This is a genomic window from Citrobacter sp. RHBSTW-01013, from assembly GCF_013781985.1.
Taxonomy (GTDB): domain Bacteria; phylum Pseudomonadota; class Gammaproteobacteria; order Enterobacterales; family Enterobacteriaceae; genus Citrobacter; species Citrobacter braakii.
On sequence record NZ_CP056185.1, the window covers coordinates 3,318,931 to 3,335,779 of the forward strand.

Below are 16,849 nucleotides of genomic sequence, written 5' to 3' on the forward strand. Positions count from 1 at the left end.
GATCAACACTGCCCGGCAGGCGTAAATCCTGCCGGGTCACGTCCCGTACATCGGGTTATTTCCCGCTTTTTACCTTCGTCCAGGCGCGAGTACGTACACGGTCGATCTTCGGATCCTGTACTTTCAGCGTGAACAGCTTGGCGCGGACATCGGCAGGCGGGTAAATGCCCGGGTTGTCGCGAACGTCCTGGCTGACCAGTGCTGTCGCTTCTTTGTTGGCATTGGCATAGAACACGTGGTCAGAAATATGCGCAATTACACCAGGGCGCAGCAGGTAGTTGAGGAACTGGTAGGCTTCGTCTTTGTTTTTCGCATCGGCTGGCATCGCGAACACATCAAAGAAGGCCATCGCACCTTCCTTAGGAATTGAGAAGGAAATATTGACGCCATTTTTCGCTTCTTTCGCACGGTTTGCCGCCTGCCATACATCCCCGGCCCAACCAATCGCCACGCAGGTATCACCGTTTGCCAGGTCGTTAATGTACTGCGAGGAGTGGAAGTAGCGAATATTCGGGCGCAGTTTCAACAGCAGATCGGTTGCCGGTCCGGTGTAATCATCCGCTTTGGTACTGTTTGGATCTTTACCCAAATAATTCAGCACGGTGGCAAACACTTCTTCGGGCGCGTCGAGGAAAGAGACGCCGCAGCTTTTGAGTTTTTCCAGATTTTCTGGCTTGAGGATCAAATCCCAGCTATTAACCGGCGCATCCGGCCCCAGTACCGCTTTCACTTTATCCACGTTATAGCCAATACCGGTTGTTGCCCACATATACGGCATCGCAAACTTGTTGTCCGGATCGTGTTTACCCACCAGCTTCAGCAATTCAGGATCGAGGTTTTTCCAGCCAGGCAATTTGCTCTTATCCAGCGGCTGGAAGACGCCCGCGGTCAGTTGACGCTCAAGGAAACTGGCGGATGGAACGACAAGGTCAAAGCCGGTACTGCCAGCCATGAGCTTACCTTCCAGCACTTCATTGGAATCAAATACGTCATAAATAACTTTAATTCCGGTCTCTTTTTCAAAATTAGCCACCGTATCCGGGGCAATATAATCAGACCAGTTATAAATATGCAGCGTTTTTTGTTCAGCAGCGAGCGTGCCAGCAGAGATGGCCATCAGAGCACCCGCAACCAGGCCTGGTAACCATCGTTTATTTAAGGCGGTCATAATCTCTTTCCTTCTGAAAGTTCGTTAACAAACGAACAAAAATGTCACACTCTAATGATATGCAAGAAACGTGCATATTCTTTCAAGCGGCACCCATGAAAAGAGAGGCCTCTCCTCACGCCGCTATTGCGCGCTGGCATCCCCCCATGCATTCAATATGCATTGTGGCCACAGGTCAGGCCACAAGGGGCTGTTTGAATGATGACGTTGATAAGCTTCGCAAGAATAACTTTAGCCAGGATTTGTGGATATAGCCCAGATTAAAAAACGTCTTTTATCAATTTTTTATGCATGAATTGTCTATGACATACAGCGGAAGGCGCTGAATGGAGGTGAATAATTCTTTAATGAACGGTTAAATGCAGAATAAAAACAGGCAATACGCAACCGCTTTGGCAGCGGCTGCGCAATATATGTCCAGATTCAGGAAGAATTAATGGAGGAAATGAACTTCGGCGTTGCTGTTTTGCGCATCTTCTTCAGCGTTAAATAACAGCTGATGCGCACCGGCCTCGAGGATCACCATCGATATTTGCTCTTCACTCTGGCGAACAAAATATTCGAACTGCTCAAACGTCACGCCCGGGATAACGGATAAAGACTGGCAGACCACCAGCTTTGGCAGATTATCATCCTGCATATCCAGAAAGGCTTTCACCGTCAGTGAACTGGCGTTAATCGCAGACAGATCGGCGGCCAGCGGCAGTAGTGCAGAAGGTCTGACTTCTGCCATCGCGGAAAACAGAATGACGTTATCAACCAAATCAACTTTTGCATCAAAGATGCCGTCAAAATTCTGCATGTGCGGCAAATGCAGCGCCTGACAGGTATCGCATTCAAAAAAACTCATGCCCAGGTCGTCGAGCCATTGACGCAACGTATCCAGAGTGGGAACGACCAGTGATGTCATAATAATGTGCGACCTCTATTGATGAAAAAAATACCGGCACAGCTTACGCAAAAAGAGCGTGTCATACTACGATCGCAATCGATATTGTGCTTAGCCGCCGATTTTAAGGCAAAATTCAGGCTTAGCGTGACGCTCAATCCACTGGATCATCTTGCCGGCAATGTCTATTCCGGTGGTTTTCTCCACCCCTTCCAGGCCAGGAGAAGCGTTGACCTCCATGACCAGCGGCCCACGTTCAGCACGCAGAATATCAACGCCAGCAACGTCCAGACCCATTGTCTGAGCGGCTTTGAGCGCAATTTCCCTTTCGCGCGGCGTGATATTCGCAATAGTGGCAACCCCACCGCGATGGAGATTAGAACGAAAATCACCTTCTTTGGCCCGGCGCTCAATGGCGGCCACCACCTCGTCACCCACCACGAAACAGCGAATATCTCGCCCTTTCGCTTCTTTGATATATTCCTGAACCAGAATATGGGCATTCAACCCACGAAAGGCATCCACCACGCTTTCTGCGGCCTGGCGCGTTTCCGCCAGTACCACGCCGATCCCCTGCGTACCTTCAACCAGTTTCACCACCAGCGGCGCGCCGCCAACCATGTCAATCATGTCGCTGGTATCGTCCGGGGAGTGAGCAATCCCGGTGATGGGTAAATCGATTCCCTGACGCGCCAGCAGCTGCAGCGAACGCAGCTTATCGCGCGCACGCGTAATTGCTACCGACTCATTCAGCGGATAGCTACCCAGCATCTCAAACTGGCGCAACGCCGCGGTACCGTAAAAGGTAATCGCTGAACCAATCCTTGGGATCACTGCATCGAAATGAGGAAGCTGGCGGCCCTTATAATGAATTGAGGACGCCGCCGGGCTGATGTTCATATAGCAAGAAAGGGGATCGATAATTTCAACCAGGTGACCACGCTGCATCGCCGCTTCACGCAGGCGCTTACAAGAATAGAGCGTTCCGTCCCGGGACAAAATGGCAATTTTCACCCTGCACCTCTCTGAATGACCTGGTAAAAGCTGGCATATCATACACTGCGTTAAAATCTTTAGCGCGTAGCCCACCCCTGTTTATGCAAATATTCCAGGATAAAGGGACCACTTTCTTTAACGATGGTGCGGCGAAGAGTGATGTTGTCGGATTCCTTGACCACGCACAGGAGATGATCCGCTATCACGCCCCCCTGAGGGCGTGGCGAATAACAACGCTATCGGGTTGGTATCACACGTCGAGTTCCTCAAAACGGTTAACTGGGAGGGCGTGATACAAGCGAAACGCTGTGTGGGGCTGATGCCCCGCTTCCAGATAATCCTGCCTTTCCTATTTATCCTGGTGTGTTGTATCGATATCGTTTCATTCCGCAACAGTTCATTTTCCAATCATTCAGTTTCGAGTAATAAAGTAATGTCAGGATATGTGATCTAAAACAAAATTTCATTTTTCACAAGTCACTAGAATACCCCGCAAGTGGTACGACCAATTTACAGTTTGTTACACGGACTAAAAAAATAAATGAAGAGCAACTCTAAATTAATTGCCCTGGTAATTTCTGCATTAATTACCGCAAGTAGAACACAGAGATATTTTTTCTGATATGGCATTGGCTGATATTAACACTAAGCTTTTGCCAAGGAAGTTCTTAGCAAAAAATTAATTTCGCAACAGACAGCAGCGTAATTGAATATAGTGCAAGCATCGGAACCAAAACGCTTGTTTATGATGTTGGTGATTTTAATAAAGTGATTTCATTTTACGAAAAGCTGCAACCCCGTAATACCCGAAATAATTATAGCAATTAAAGCCCCTGGATTTGGGGCCGACCAAACTCACATTTAATTTATCAAAAAGGATATTTGTATGAAAGCTGTAAAAACTCTGGTTGTTTTTACTATTCTGGCTTCTTTTGGTGTTAACGCTAACGGGTATATTATCCCGCATCAACCAGGAACGCCAGAATATGACTTGATGGCGAATGGCGTGATGGTTAATGGTGAATATCAGATCAACGGTGTAGCTGTTCCAGGTGTGAAAGTGGTGGACATCGGTCAGATGGGTTATGACCTCGAACAGGTTATAACCGATATGGAAAAACAGAAAGTAACTAACCAAGTCATTCTTGATGATGTTGGTTACGTGCAAAACATCGCTGAAACCGCGAACACCAACGCAACGGAAGCGCTGCGTAAGGTTGAAGATTACAAAGGTATTATTGATCTCAACACCAGTGATATCACCCAAATTAAACATCATCTGGATACGATGACTTCGGTCGATGTCTCCGGTAAAGCTGAACAATCTGATTTGACTGCTGTTTCTGATCGCGTTACCTCCACCGAAGTTAGCCTTACCAATATCAACACGGAAATAAACAACAAAGCAGATAAAGCTGATCTGGATGTGAAAGCGGATAAAACGGAACTCAACGCAATTAACGACCGTCTGAACAACTTGTCAGCAGTTGATGTTTCGAACAAAGCGGATAAAGCCGAAGTGACAGCGGCAATTTCTAACGCGGTTGCAGACAAGGTAAACCAAAACCAGGTTGATACCTCCATTGCGGAAGCGGTCGCGGGTAAGGTTGATAAAACGGAACTGGTTAAGGTAGCGGATACTGCTTCTAAGAATACTCAGATGGTAAACGAACTGAACGACCTGAAAGCGGATAAAAGCACCGTCCAGGACGTAGCGGATACGGTAGGCGGTTTACAGAAGACTATGCTGGAAAAAGCTGATAAAGAAACCGTACAGAATCTTTCTGTAGCTGTTAGCGGCAAAGCGGATAAAAGTGATGTGGACGCAGCGCACAGCAAAGCAGACCAGATCAACCAGATTTTGCACGGTGCAACATCCACGATGGGTACGGATTCAACGGGTGATATCGGTCTGATTGCAAAGGTTGATAAGAACACAACCGATGTTCAAAACGTGAAAACTGATATTCAGGTAGTTTCTACCCAGGTTTCGAGCATTGTTGATTCTGTAAACCAGGCAGCAACCCAGGCAGCAGAAGCAAAATCACAGGTTGATATTGCTACGGTTAAAGCCGATGTTGCCCAGACCACCGCGAACACCGCTTACAATATGGCAGACACCACACAACGCCAGGTTGCAGGGTTCGACGGTCGTATTACTGGTGTTGAACAGGAAGTTAATGGGCTAAACAAGTCGTTCTCTGACCTGAAGGCTAAAGTTGACCGTAACGAGAAGAAAGCAAATGCGGGGATCGCAAGCGTTGCGGCGCTGGCTGGCCTCCCTACTGTTGCAGGTTCTAAATTCTCTTTAGGTGCGGCAACTGGTGGTTATAGCGGTGAACAAGCAATTGCGGTTGGTGTTAACTATAACGTTTCTGACCGTGTAGCGGTTAAAGCAGGTGTTTCCACCACGAGCGCTACACAGGTTGCGTACTCCACAGGGATCGCTGTGGGCTTTTAAATAAAGGATGGTGGAATCGCCCTTAATAAAAGAGAATATTTATGAACTATCAAAAAAAATATGATGCTCTTATCGAAAAAAGTAAGACAAGGATATAAAACAGCCTATAGATAATCCTTTTCGACAAAGTTGCACAACCCGAATGAGTGGAAAGAAAATTCGGTCTTCGATTCCAAGATTCAGCTAAATTTTTAGTGATGAAAGCATTAGCTGGTCGAAATGGTAAAATTTCATTTTATAAAATTGAATTGTGTAATGACTCTTTCACGCTGGAGAGTAGTTTGATTACTTTAGGAGATATTAGTTTATGGAATTCCCCGGCTGATAATCTGGAACATGATGTTACCTGTATTAGATGATTGATACAGGTATTTAGAAGGGGCGGCGAAAGCGCCGCCCAACAGCAAGGGGTTAGCGGATAGCAAAACCTTGTTTATGCAAGTAGTCCAGAATGAACGGTCGGTTCTCTTTGATGATGGTTCGACGGATATGATCAGTCCACGTATCGCGGCGGTTGTTTGTCGCGCGTGTCATGTAGTAGTGAGCTAATTCTTCATCGTATTCTTGTAAAAGCGCTTTGTTTACAGTCTGATAGTTATTCTCATGCACAACTAAACCAGCGGGAAGACGAGGTTTTGTAATTTTTTCATATTGAGGAATTGACTTGTCCGGCCAGCCGAGGCACAGCCCAAACAACGGCAGAACATGTTGCGGAAGCTTCAGAAGTTCAGTGACCGGCTCAATATTATTTCGCAGACCGCCAATAAACACGCCGCCAAGCCCCAAAGACTCTGCCGCCGTCAGCGCATTTTGCGCCATCATCGCGGTATCAACAACGCCCAGTAGCAGCTGTTCCGCCAGCCCGAGTTGCGCGTCAGGGCAAATCTGCAAATGGCGATTAAAGTCAGCGCAAAACACCCAGAACTCGGCAGCCTGCGCTACATGTTTTTGTCCGCCGGATAAAGTAGCCAGTGATTCACGCAAGGCGTTATCCGTTATGCGAACGATGGTTGTGCATTGTAAAAAACTGGAGCTTGAGGTCCCCTGAGCGGCGGCAATAATCGCCTCCCGCTGCGCATCCGAAATGGCATCATCGGTGAAATGGCGAATGGAACGGTGGCTACGAAGTAAATCAATGGTTGGCGTCATCTCTTTTTTCTCTGTCTGAACGTGAAGAATCACCGGGGGTTCGTGACATCAGCTGCGGCGCAACCAGTTGAGCAATACGCCACGTTAATACCACCGCGGCGGGAAGCATCAGCAGCACACCCAGAAATATCATCGCCACGCAGGCTAACGGACTGCCAAGCGGTGCGGGTAAAGTGAGGTAATCGTTAATCGATAGCAGCGCCAGCGATAACAAAACCATCCCGATTATTTCCAGCATCAATACGCTTTTGGGTAATGCACCAATTGCGCGCATAAGCGGCCTCCCGGCGAAATGGCTTTCATTATAAAACGTTCCGGCTTGTCGTGTTTAACAGTTATAGCTTGAGGATATCAAAGCAACAGGCTGAACCTGCTTTTCATCTGTCACAAATCGCGGCATCATAACAAGTATTGCCATCCGGCCTGATAAGTTCGAGGAGAGAGAGATGTTTGCCGTTATTTTTGGTCGTCCAGGGTGCCCGTATTGCGTGCGCGCAAAAGAATTAGCAGAAAAATTAAGCAATGAGCATGACGATTTTAACTTCCGCTACATTGATATCCATGCCGAAGGTATTACGAAAGCCGATCTGGAAAAGACGGTAGGTAAGCCAGTTGAAACCGTTCCGCAGATTTTTGTTGATCAAAAACACATCGGCGGCTGCACGGATTTTGAAGCGTGGGCAAAAGAGAACATGAATCTGTTCGCCTGATAGCCGTTTCTACGCCCTCCGCTGGAGGGCGTCTTCAGTTCTTTTTCCGTCGATGATGCTGATTGAACAAGTTGCTGATAAACAAAAAACACAATGCGCCAAGCGCGCACCAAAACACCGCACTAAACAACCACGCCAGCTCTTGCCACAACGAACGCGTCGGCATAAAAACGAACCGCATCAGTAACAGACAGCACGGCGCCGCCAACATGGCACCAAGAAGGGGTTTGAGCACCTCCCGACGATGGGAGAAAAAGCTTGCTGCAGCACCAGGCAGGATAAAAAACAACAATCCGACCTCAGGATGCCCTGCCGCTCTGAATGCCCCTTTCACGTTCAGCGTTAATGAAAGACACACCACAATAAAGAGCACAAAGCAGCAGACCGCACCCGCCCAACTTTGCTTATGTTTCAATTGTTCCTCCTGACACATTCTCTATCGAACACTCTTTTCGCCCGCAGGCGTCCAGTCAGATAAAGTAACCAGGCATTCCATGCCAAAAACACACTCACACGATTCTTATAGCCGTTGATACGTAATGAGATTAAACTAACCGCATATATTGTTATGCTGCATTATTCGGGGCTGTGTACGAAGCTGTCGCCCCTTAATTTCTGGCAAAAACATTAGCGTAAATTGCCATTTCTTTCAATAGCTTACTAGTAAACAAGAAGTTAGTCTCCGTGAATATAAACGTCGCAGATTTGTTAAATGGGAATTACATCCTGTTATTATTTGTGGTCCTGGCACTGGGCCTGTGTCTGGGTAAATTACGTCTGGGTTCAGTCCAACTCGGTAATTCCATTGGCGTTTTAGTGGTGTCCCTATTATTAGGTCAACAGCACTTTAGTATTAACACCGATGCATTAAATCTCGGCTTTATGCTGTTTATTTTTTGTGTCGGCGTCGAAGCCGGTCCCAACTTTTTTTCGATTTTTTTTCGCGATGGGAAAAATTATCTAATGCTTGCTCTGGTGATGGTCGGCAGCGCCATGCTGATCGCCCTGGGGCTGGGTAAGCTATTTGGCTGGGACATCGGCCTGACGGCAGGTATGCTGGCCGGCTCGATGACCTCAACGCCGGTGCTGGTCGGCGCGGGTGACACCTTGCGCCATTCCGGAATGTCGGGGACATCGCTTTCAACCGCCCTCGATAACCTGAGCCTCGGTTATGCGCTCACCTATTTGATTGGTTTGGTCAGTCTGATTGTTGGCGCGCGCTACCTGCCGAAACTTCAGCATCAGGATCTGCAAACCAGCGCCCAACAAATCGCACGTGAACGAGGTCTGGACACTGATGCCAACCGTAAGGTTTATCTGCCGGTAATTCGTGCCTATCGCGTTGGCCCGGAACTGGTGGCATGGGCCGATGGCAAAAATCTGCGCGAGCTGGGTATCTATCGCCAGACCGGTTGTTACATTGAACGCATCCGTCGCAACGGCATCCTGGCCAACCCGGATGGCGACGCGGTACTGCAAATGGGCGATGAGATAGCCCTGGTGGGTTATCCGGATGCGCATGCCCGCCTCGATCCCAGTTTCCGTAATGGTAAAGAGGTGTTCGATCGCGATCTGCTCGATATGCGCATCGTCACTGAAGAGATTGTGGTGAAAAACCACAATGCCGTTGGCCGCCGCCTGGCCCAGTTGAAACTGACCGATCACGGCTGTTTTCTCAACCGCGTGATCCGTAGCCAGATTGAAATGCCTATCGATGACAACGTCGTGCTTAATAAAGGCGACGTGCTGCAGGTCAGTGGGGATGCTCGCCGCGTCAAAACCATTGCCGATCGTATCGGCTTCATTTCCATTCACAGTCAGGTGACCGATCTGCTGGCCTTCTGCGCCTTCTTTATCATCGGTCTGATGATCGGGATGATCACCTTCCAGTTCAGTAATTTCAGCTTCGGCATCGGGAATGCGGCTGGACTGCTGTTCGCTGGGATCATGCTGGGCTTCCTGCGTGCCAACCATCCAACGTTTGGCTATATCCCACAGGGGGCGCTGAACATGGTTAAAGAGTTTGGCCTGATGGTATTTATGGCAGGCGTCGGTTTAAGCGCGGGCAGCGGCATTGGCAATGGCCTTGGCGCCGTGGGTGGTCAAATGCTGATTGCCGGCCTGGTTGTCAGCCTGGTGCCGGTTGTCATCTGTTTCTTATTCGGTGCTTACGTATTGCGCATGAACCGCGCCCTGCTTTTTGGCGCCATGATGGGCGCGCGTACCTGCGCTCCGGCAATGGAAATCATCAGCGATACGGCACGCAGCAACATCCCCGCATTAGGCTATGCCGGGACCTACGCAATTGCCAACGTACTGCTGACATTAGCGGGGACACTCATCGTCATTGTCTGGCCTGGGCTTGGTTAGCGCTGAAATTTACTCTTAAACGAAAATTTTTTGCAGGTAAGCAGAACTTTTCTTCAAGACGTCAGTCATAACTATTGCCACTGCTTTTCTTTGATGTCCCCAATTTGTGGAGCCCATCAACCCCGCCGTTTTGGTTCAAGGTTGATGGGTTTTTTGTTGCCTGAATTTTGCGTTCGCTGACTCCCTCCCCCGAAACTCTCTCACATTTGCAGCATGCCGGTTATGACACATACTTTTAGTCAGAGCTAAATGGTAATGGGGGGTGCTATGTTACTCGCAGGCAAAGTCGCGGTAATCTTCGGAGGCAGCGGCGCTATAGGCAGTGCAGTTGCGCATGCCATGGCGCGTGAAGGCGCTCATGTGTATCTGGGCGCGCGCAGTCAGGAAAAGCTGGATTGGGTGGCCAGTAGCATTCGAACCGCGGGCGGTGCAGTCGAAACCTTTGTCACCGATGTACTCGACGAATACGGTACCTCAAAACAAGTTACTCAGCTTGCGCAGCAAACCGGTGGAATAGATGTGGTGGTTAACGCAACCGGCTTTATGCATGAACAGGGCAAACGCATCGAGGCGTTATCCCTTTCTGAGTTTATGAGCGGTATCACCCCTTTCCTCTCGGCGCAGTTCAATATCGCAAAAGCCGTAACGCCACACATGGGCGGCAATCGTGCGGGCGTCATTCTCACCGTTGTTGCGCCTGCGGCCCCGATGGCGATACCTGGACATCTGGGACACATCGTTGGCTGTGCGGGAACAGAGGCCTTTCTTAAAGCGCTCGCCAGCGAACTGGGGCCGGCGAATATTCGGGTCGTCGGCCTGCGCTCGCATGCGATTGTGGATGCCGTTCAGGCCGGTTCCTATACCGGGGAGATTTTTACCGCTAAAGCGCAGTCAATGGGTATAACCGTTGCACAATGGTTAGGAGGTGCGGCGCAAAGTACCATGCTTGGGCGCCTGCCTACGCTTGCACAAATCGCTGAGGTAATGACCTTTCTGGCTTCAGACCATGCCGGAGCAATCACCGCAACGGTGGTGAATATTACCGGCGGCGCTACGCACAACTGACCGTCGCGGGCAACCCCGCAATACGCTCCACCATCAGCAAGATATCTTCTCGCCGCAGTGGTTTTTTGTCCGTGACAAAATGCAGCGTCATCCCTTCAATAAACGCATCCAGCGCCCGCGCCGTAACCGGAGCAAACCACTGCTCCAGCGTTTGTTGGCTGCGTAACATCCAGTTTTGCATCACCGTTTTTAGTGCCGGTTTACGGCTGGCGAAGGCATACAGCTGATACATGAGTTCCATGTTATCGGGTGTCGTGACCTGGGAGCTGTAAATCATATCGGTAATCGCATGGCAAGCCTGCGACGCATCCGCAACGTCGGCAAAAAAAGCCTGATACTGCAGCATCATCCTGTCAGTAAAACGCTCAAACGCCTCCATTAAAAGCTCATCAATTCCCGAAAAGTAATAGGTCATAGAACCCAAGGGCACCTGAGCAATTGTCGCAATCTTCCGATGTGTAACCGCATGAATACCATGGGCTATTACCGCATCCAGAGTCGCCTGAACTATTTTTTCCCGCCGCTGCGGATCGTTCGCACGTCGCACTGCATTACCTCTTCTTGCATTTGTGTACAAATGTACACAACCTTGCTAAGGTTGTCTTCTTTCCTCTTTTCTTTGGCTCGAATTCATGACTGGCATCTCATCACGCAAAGCCTTAAGACGTCGCACCTGGGCACTGTTCACGTTCTTCTTTTTACCAGGATTATTAATGGCCTCCTGGGCAACGCGTACCCCTGCCATCAGAGATATCCTCTCCATCTCAACCGCCGAAATGGGCGCGGTGCTGTTTGGACTTTCAATTGGTTCGATGAGTGGCATTCTTTGTTCGGCCTGGCTGGTGAAACGATTTGGCACACGTAAAGTGATCCGCACCACCATGTCTTGCGCAGTCCTCGGAATGGCAATCCTCAGCGTGGCGCTCTGGCTGCATTCCGCATGGCTTTTCGCATTTGGTCTGGGCGTGTTCGGCGCCAGCTTTGGCGCAGCAGAAGTTGCCATCAACGTCGAAGGTGCGGCTGTTGAGCGCGAAATGAATAAAACCGTACTGCCGATGATGCACGGTTTTTACAGCCTGGGAACGCTGGCGGGTGCCGGAGTCGGGATGATGCTTACCGCCTTCAGCGTACCGGCGACCGCGCATATCTTGCTGGCGGCGATGGTGGCTATCACCCCTATCTTCATCGCCATCAAAGCCATTCCTGACGGCACGGGTAAAAATGCCGCTGACGGGTCTCACTCCGGCGAAAAAGGACTGCCTTTTTATCGCGATATTCAGCTATTGCTGATTGGCGTCGTGGTGCTCGCAATGGCATTTGCTGAAGGTTCCGCCAACGACTGGCTTCCGCTGCTGATGGTGGACGGACATGGATTTAGCCCGACATCAGGCTCGCTGATTTATGCCGGATTTACGCTGGGTATGACCGTTGGACGATTTACTGGCGGCTGGTTCATCGACCGCTACAGCCGCGTCGCGGTAGTACGCGCCAGTGCGCTTATGGGTGCTCTTGGGATTAGCCTGATTATTTTTGTCGACAGCACTTGGGTGGCGGGTGTTTCCGTTATTCTGTGGGGACTCGGCGCATCACTGGGATTCCCACTGACCATTTCGGCTGCCAGCGACACCGGTCCCGATGCGCCAACCCGCGTCAGCGTTGTCGCCACTACCGGCTATCTGGCATTCCTGGTTGGACCACCGCTGCTGGGCTACCTGGGTGAACACTACGGCCTGCGTAGCGCTATGCTGGTGGTGCTGGCGCTGGTGCTTGTCGCCGCCATCGTCGCGAAAGCGGTGGCAAAACCGGATCTCAAAAACACCACTGTGATGGAGAACAGCTAATGCGTATCAAACTGATTGCAGTCGACATGGACGGCACATTTTTAAGCGACCAAAAAACCTATAATCGTGAGCGCTTTATGGCGCAATACCGCCAGATGAAAGAACAAGGGATCCGCTTTGTGGTCGCCAGCGGTAACCAGTATTACCAGCTCATCTCCTTTTTCCCTGAACTGGCCAGTGAAATCTCATTTGTCGCCGAAAACGGCGGATGGGTGGTCAGTGAAGGGGAAGATGTCTTTAACGGTGAGCTGGCAAAAGACGATTTCCAGGCCATCATGGAACATCTGCTGACCCGTACGGACATCGACATTATCGCCTGCGGTAAAAACAGCGCCTATACCCTGAAGCGGTACAGCGATGAGCATAAGACTGTCTCCGCCATGTATTATCATCGTCTTGAATTTGTGGATAATTTTGACAACCTCAACGACATTTTCTTCAAGTTCGGGCTAAATATTTCAGACGATCGTATCCCCCAGGTGCAGGCTGACCTCCATGAGGCGATTGGCGACATTATGGTGCCGGTACATACCGGCTACGGCAGCATCGATTTAATTATACCCGGTGTGCATAAGGCAAACGGTCTGCGTCTGCTGCAACAACGCTGGAATATTACCGACGATGAAGTTGTTGTGTTTGGCGATGGTGGCAATGATATTGAGATGCTGCGTCAGGCAGGATTTAGTTTTGCAATGGCGAACGCCCATGAGCCGGTGATCCAGGCGGCAAAATATCGCGCAGGGTCGAACAACGAAGAGGGCGTGCTGGATATTATCGACCGCGTGTTAAAGAATGAAGCACCGTTTACGCAATAACGCCTCAGCACAGACGGCAACAAAATGATGGCATGATCTATTCATAATCCGCCTCAAATTAACCCGCTGGATTATTACCTCCAGTGAATATTCAGACGAGCGGATTATGAAGAAAAGTGTACTGATAGCGACATTGTTGCTGGGTTTTGCGGGGACAACATTTGCGCAAAGCGTTACCGTTGATGTACCAAGCGGTTATAAGGTGGTGGTAGTGCCCTCTTCCGTCAGTGTTCCGCAGGCGGTCAGCGTCACCACCGCGCCACAAACGGTGTATGTTGCTCCGGCGCCTGCCCCGGCCCCTGTCTATCGCGCACATCCTTATGCGCGACATGTTGCAAGCGTCGGTGAAGGAATGATCATCGAACACCAGATTGACGATCACCACTAAGTTTTTGCCTGGCCCGGGCAACCGGGCTTTAACCTTCCCGTGAATCCCCTACCCGTTTATCTTTCAGGAAGATAACCATCAGAATCACCCACAGTACGCCGCTTGCCAGATTGAACAGGCTGAACAAGCCGTTTCCTCCGAGCAGATAAGCGTGTTTGCTCAGCTCAATACCGACGGTAAAAATCAGCATCTGCAACATACCCATGGCGGCAGAAACCGTGCCCTTACTCATTTCACTGGCAAACAGCGTCAGACGTACCAGTCCAGCATTCGCCACGCCAATACCAAACGCATAGATGCTTAAACCCGCCGTCATCCATAGATACGCATGGGATGACACCACCGTGGCCGCAGCGGCAATCACCAGCCCGACGGCGATTGGCCAGCCGCCCATGATAATCAGCGAACGTACGGTTTTTCGCGAGGTCAGGCGCGCCAGTACCAGGTTACCGGCAATCAACGCGCCAAAAATCGGCACCTGCAACAGGCCATATTCGTAGCTGCTGAGATGTTCACCGCTGATGATAATAATCGGGGACTGCGCAATCCACGCCAGTAACGGCAGGCTGACAAAACCCAATGCCAGCGCGCCTGCAACAAAGCGCACGTTCCTCAGCACCAGCTTATAATCTTTGCCCAGCTCTTTAATCGACAGCTTTTCACCAAGCCGGGTTGCCGTCTCCGGCATCGCGCGTTGCAGACCAAAAAAAGAGATGGCGGCCAGGGCGGCAAACAGGATAAACATCCCTTCCCACGGCAGAACATGTACCCAGGCTGCACCGACCAACGGCCCCAGCAGGGGCGCAATCAACGCTACGTTTGCCATCAGCGCGGTAATTTTTATGCACACCGCTTCTTCAAAGGATTCCTGAATTGCGGCGTAACCCACCGCGCCAATAAAGCACAGGCTTATCCCTTGTAAAAAACGCAGGAAGGTAAATTGCTCAATATTCTGCGCAAGCAGGGTTGCAAGGCAGGTCACAATGAACCAGAGCACGCCGGTTAACATCACCGGGCGACGTCCAATTCGATCCGACAGCGGTCCTAATAACCACTGCAAAAACATGCCGCCAGCCAGATAGGCGGTCATGGATGTGGGCACCCAATCTAATCCGGCATTATATTGCTCCACCACCGCCAACATTCCGGGCTGGATCATATCGTTGCCGATATAAGTAGAGAATTCGTAAAGCACCAGACAGAGAGGGAAAAGTAATGCCTGACGCCCCAAACGGGCGCCTGAAGATAAACGGTTCTGCATGCAGTCTCTTAACTATAGAAAAATCGCGCAAAGTGTAATAAATGCGCCGTACTGGTGATAGTGAATTATGTGATTTGAAAGCAAATTGCGCACATTTTTACACTCATTTGCTCAGGAACATTTTGCGTTAAGGTTAATTTAAGTTGAGGCCGCTATCATGTTCAATAAGTCTCATTAATTGTCTGAAAAATAGTCATTTAACAGACAAATAAGACAAGACCGCTTTTTATCCCGTGAAAGCAATTTTATGCTCTCCCCTCTTGGGCCTTTTTAACGATTACACTGAGTCTGGACGTTATGCTGGAAAATCTGAACAACTCACTTTTTTATCTCATCAATGCCACGCCGGACTCTGCGCAATGGATGATATCGCTTGCCATTTTTATTGCCAAAGACCTGATTAACATCGTACCGCTATTAGCCGTTGTGCTTTGGCTTTGGGGGCCGCGGGCCCAGGTTACTCTCCAGCGCCAGTTAGTTATAAAAATGGCGATTGCGCTGATCGTCGGTCTGACGATTTCATGGCTGATGGGGCATCTGTTCCCTCACGATCGTCCGTTTGTTAACCACACCGGTTACAACTTCCTGCATCATGCGGCGGATGACTCTTTCCCGAGCGATCACGGTACGGTTATCTTTACCTTTGCACTGGCTTTCTTGTTCTGGCATCGCCTGTGGACGGGCGCTCTGCTGATGGTCGTTGCTGTGGCGATTGCCTGGTCGCGGGTCTACCTTGGCGTACACTGGCCGCTGGATATGCTGGGAGGATTACTCGTCGGGCTGATTGGCTGCCTGAGCGCCCAGATGATCTGGCAGCGGTTTGGCGCGCCCCTGTACCTCGGCTTGCAAAATGGCTATCGCGCCTGCTTCGCTCTGCCCATCCGTAAAGGCTGGGTGCGTGACTAACCCACGGTAAAAAGAGTAGTATTAAGCGCGATACTGAGCACTTATTCTACTCTCCAGGGGAACTATGGAAACTCGACGCGACGAGCGTATTGGTCAATTACTGCAGGCGCTGAAACGCAGCGATAAATTACACCTCAAAGAAGCCGCGACGCTGCTGGGCGTATCTGAGATGACCATTCGTCGCGACCTGAATAATCACGATGCTCCCGTCGTCTTGCTCGGGGGCTATATTGTTCTGGAACCCCGCAGCGCCAATCACTATTTAATCAGCGATCAAAAATCCCGACTGGTTGATGAAAAGCGCCGTGCCGCCCAGATGGCGGCAAGCCTCGTGCAGGCACATCAGACTATCTTTTTCGACTGTGGTACCACCACGCCGTGGATCATTGAGGCTATCGACAATGAATTGCCTTTCACCGCAATCTGCTACTCGCTGAATACGTTTCTGGTGCTGCAGGAAAAACCGCAGTGCCGCGTCATTCTGTGTGGTGGCGAATTCCATGCCAGCAACGCAATTTTCAAACCGCTTGATTTCCAGGAAACGCTGAACAACCTGTGCCCGGATATCGCTTTTTATTCCGCAGCTGGCATTCATATTGAGAAAGGCGCGACCTGTTTTAACCTGGAAGAGCTACCGGTGAAACACTGGGCGATGTCGATGGCGCAGCATCACGTGCTGGTGGTCGATCACAGCAAATTTGGTAAGGTGCGTCCTGCGCGGATGGGTGAAGTAAAACGCTTTAATACCATCGTCAGCGATAGCCGCCCTGACGAGGCGTTTATTGAGTACGCGAAAGCGCAACGTATCAAGCTGATGTATTAAGCGATAC

The 16,849-nt window shown here is 50.2% G+C and carries 17 protein-coding genes and 1 pseudogene; 9 read left to right on the forward strand and 9 right to left on the reverse strand.

What is annotated here, in order from left to right; all coding sequences use genetic code 11:
* Positions 1-55 precede the first annotated feature (55 nt).
* From potF to HV350_RS16055, 4 genes and pseudogenes are all read right to left on the reverse strand, one after another.
* Positions 56-1,168, reverse strand: coding sequence for a spermidine/putrescine ABC transporter substrate-binding protein PotF (gene potF, locus HV350_RS16040; protein ID WP_181628898.1), 1,113 nt, complete (start codon positions 1,166-1,168; stop codon positions 56-58).
* Between the two features lie 433 nt (positions 1,169-1,601).
* Positions 1,602-2,078: a YbjN domain-containing protein gene (locus HV350_RS16045; protein ID WP_016152413.1), complete on the reverse strand. Its 477-nt coding sequence runs from the start codon at positions 2,076-2,078 to the stop codon at positions 1,602-1,604.
* Positions 2,079-2,168: 90 nt separating this feature from the next.
* Positions 2,169-3,071, reverse strand: a complete 903-nt coding sequence (gene rimK / locus HV350_RS16050; protein ID WP_181628900.1) for a 30S ribosomal protein S6--L-glutamate ligase — start codon at positions 3,069-3,071, stop codon at positions 2,169-2,171.
* A 59-nt stretch (positions 3,072-3,130) separates the two neighbouring features.
* Positions 3,131-3,208 (reverse strand): annotated as a pseudogene (locus tag HV350_RS16055) (oxygen-insensitive NADPH nitroreductase); the annotation flags it as partial.
* 731 nt (positions 3,209-3,939) lie between these two features.
* On the opposite strand from HV350_RS16055, the gene HV350_RS16060 reads away from it, so the two are divergent.
* A complete protein-coding gene (locus HV350_RS16060) occupies positions 3,940-5,514 on the forward strand; it encodes a YadA C-terminal domain-containing protein (protein ID WP_181628901.1) in 1,575 nt (524 codons plus the stop codon).
* 411 nt (positions 5,515-5,925) lie between these two features.
* On the opposite strand, the gene nfsA is transcribed toward HV350_RS16060, so the two are convergent.
* Both nfsA and HV350_RS16070 read right to left on the reverse strand, forming a co-directional pair.
* The gene (gene nfsA / locus HV350_RS16065; protein ID WP_181628903.1) at positions 5,926-6,663 is read right to left on the reverse strand and encodes an oxygen-insensitive NADPH nitroreductase; all 738 of its coding nucleotides are present in this window, start codon (positions 6,661-6,663) and stop codon (positions 5,926-5,928) included.
* The gene (locus HV350_RS16070; RefSeq protein WP_181628905.1) at positions 6,647-6,937 is read right to left on the reverse strand and encodes a YbjC family protein; all 291 of its coding nucleotides are present in this window, start codon (positions 6,935-6,937) and stop codon (positions 6,647-6,649) included. The genes nfsA and HV350_RS16070 overlap by 17 nt, the downstream gene beginning before the upstream one ends.
* Before the next feature lie 172 nt (positions 6,938-7,109).
* Here HV350_RS16070 and HV350_RS16075 point away from each other — a divergent pair, with 172 nt between their 5' ends.
* Positions 7,110-7,373, forward strand: coding sequence for a GrxA family glutaredoxin (locus HV350_RS16075; RefSeq protein WP_016152408.1), 264 nt, complete (start codon positions 7,110-7,112; stop codon positions 7,371-7,373).
* A gap of 34 nt (positions 7,374-7,407) precedes the next feature.
* On the opposite strand, the gene HV350_RS16080 is transcribed toward HV350_RS16075, so the two are convergent.
* On the reverse strand, positions 7,408-7,788 hold the full coding sequence (locus HV350_RS16080) for an inner membrane protein YbjM (RefSeq protein ID WP_016152407.1): 381 nt from the start codon (positions 7,786-7,788) through the stop codon (positions 7,408-7,410).
* A gap of 269 nt (positions 7,789-8,057) precedes the next feature.
* Here HV350_RS16080 and HV350_RS16085 point away from each other — a divergent pair, with 269 nt between their 5' ends.
* Both HV350_RS16085 and HV350_RS16090 read left to right on the forward strand, forming a co-directional pair.
* The gene (locus HV350_RS16085) at positions 8,058-9,743 is read left to right on the forward strand and encodes an aspartate:alanine antiporter (RefSeq protein ID WP_016152406.1); all 1,686 of its coding nucleotides are present in this window, start codon (positions 8,058-8,060) and stop codon (positions 9,741-9,743) included.
* A gap of 267 nt (positions 9,744-10,010) precedes the next feature.
* Positions 10,011-10,808, forward strand: a complete 798-nt coding sequence (locus HV350_RS16090; RefSeq protein WP_181628906.1) for an SDR family oxidoreductase — start codon at positions 10,011-10,013, stop codon at positions 10,806-10,808.
* Here HV350_RS16090 and HV350_RS16095 read toward each other — a convergent pair.
* On the reverse strand, positions 10,795-11,355 hold the full coding sequence (locus HV350_RS16095) for a TetR/AcrR family transcriptional regulator (RefSeq protein WP_049040682.1): 561 nt from the start codon (positions 11,353-11,355) through the stop codon (positions 10,795-10,797). The two genes, HV350_RS16090 and HV350_RS16095, sit on opposite strands and share 14 nt — an antisense overlap.
* An 85-nt stretch (positions 11,356-11,440) precedes the next feature.
* On the opposite strand from HV350_RS16095, the gene HV350_RS16100 reads away from it, so the two are divergent.
* From HV350_RS16100 to HV350_RS16110, 3 genes are all read left to right on the forward strand, one after another.
* Entirely contained in the window at positions 11,441-12,649 is a 1,209-nt protein-coding gene (locus tag HV350_RS16100; RefSeq protein WP_029139467.1) for an MFS transporter, read from the forward strand.
* Positions 12,649-13,464 (forward strand): Cof-type HAD-IIB family hydrolase, encoded by an 816-nt coding sequence (locus HV350_RS16105; protein WP_049282702.1) that lies wholly within the window; start codon positions 12,649-12,651, stop codon positions 13,462-13,464. The genes HV350_RS16100 and HV350_RS16105 overlap by 1 nt, the downstream gene beginning before the upstream one ends.
* A 106-nt stretch (positions 13,465-13,570) precedes the next feature.
* A complete protein-coding gene (locus HV350_RS16110) occupies positions 13,571-13,852 on the forward strand; it encodes a hypothetical protein (RefSeq protein ID WP_019076373.1) in 282 nt (93 codons plus the stop codon).
* Between the two features lie 28 nt (positions 13,853-13,880).
* Here the strand turns inward: HV350_RS16110 and HV350_RS16115 are convergent, their stop codons facing one another.
* Entirely contained in the window at positions 13,881-15,113 is a 1,233-nt protein-coding gene (locus HV350_RS16115; protein ID WP_047501216.1) for an MFS transporter, read from the reverse strand.
* A 297-nt stretch (positions 15,114-15,410) separates the two neighbouring features.
* On the opposite strand from HV350_RS16115, the gene ybjG reads away from it, so the two are divergent.
* Both ybjG and deoR read left to right on the forward strand, forming a co-directional pair.
* On the forward strand, positions 15,411-16,019 hold the full coding sequence (ybjG, locus tag HV350_RS16120) for an undecaprenyl-diphosphate phosphatase (protein WP_103283667.1): 609 nt from the start codon (positions 15,411-15,413) through the stop codon (positions 16,017-16,019).
* A 64-nt stretch (positions 16,020-16,083) separates the two neighbouring features.
* Complete coding sequence (gene deoR / locus HV350_RS16125) at positions 16,084-16,842, forward strand: DNA-binding transcriptional repressor DeoR (protein ID WP_094760736.1); 759 nt, start codon at positions 16,084-16,086, stop codon at positions 16,840-16,842.
* Positions 16,843-16,849 lie beyond the last annotated feature (7 nt).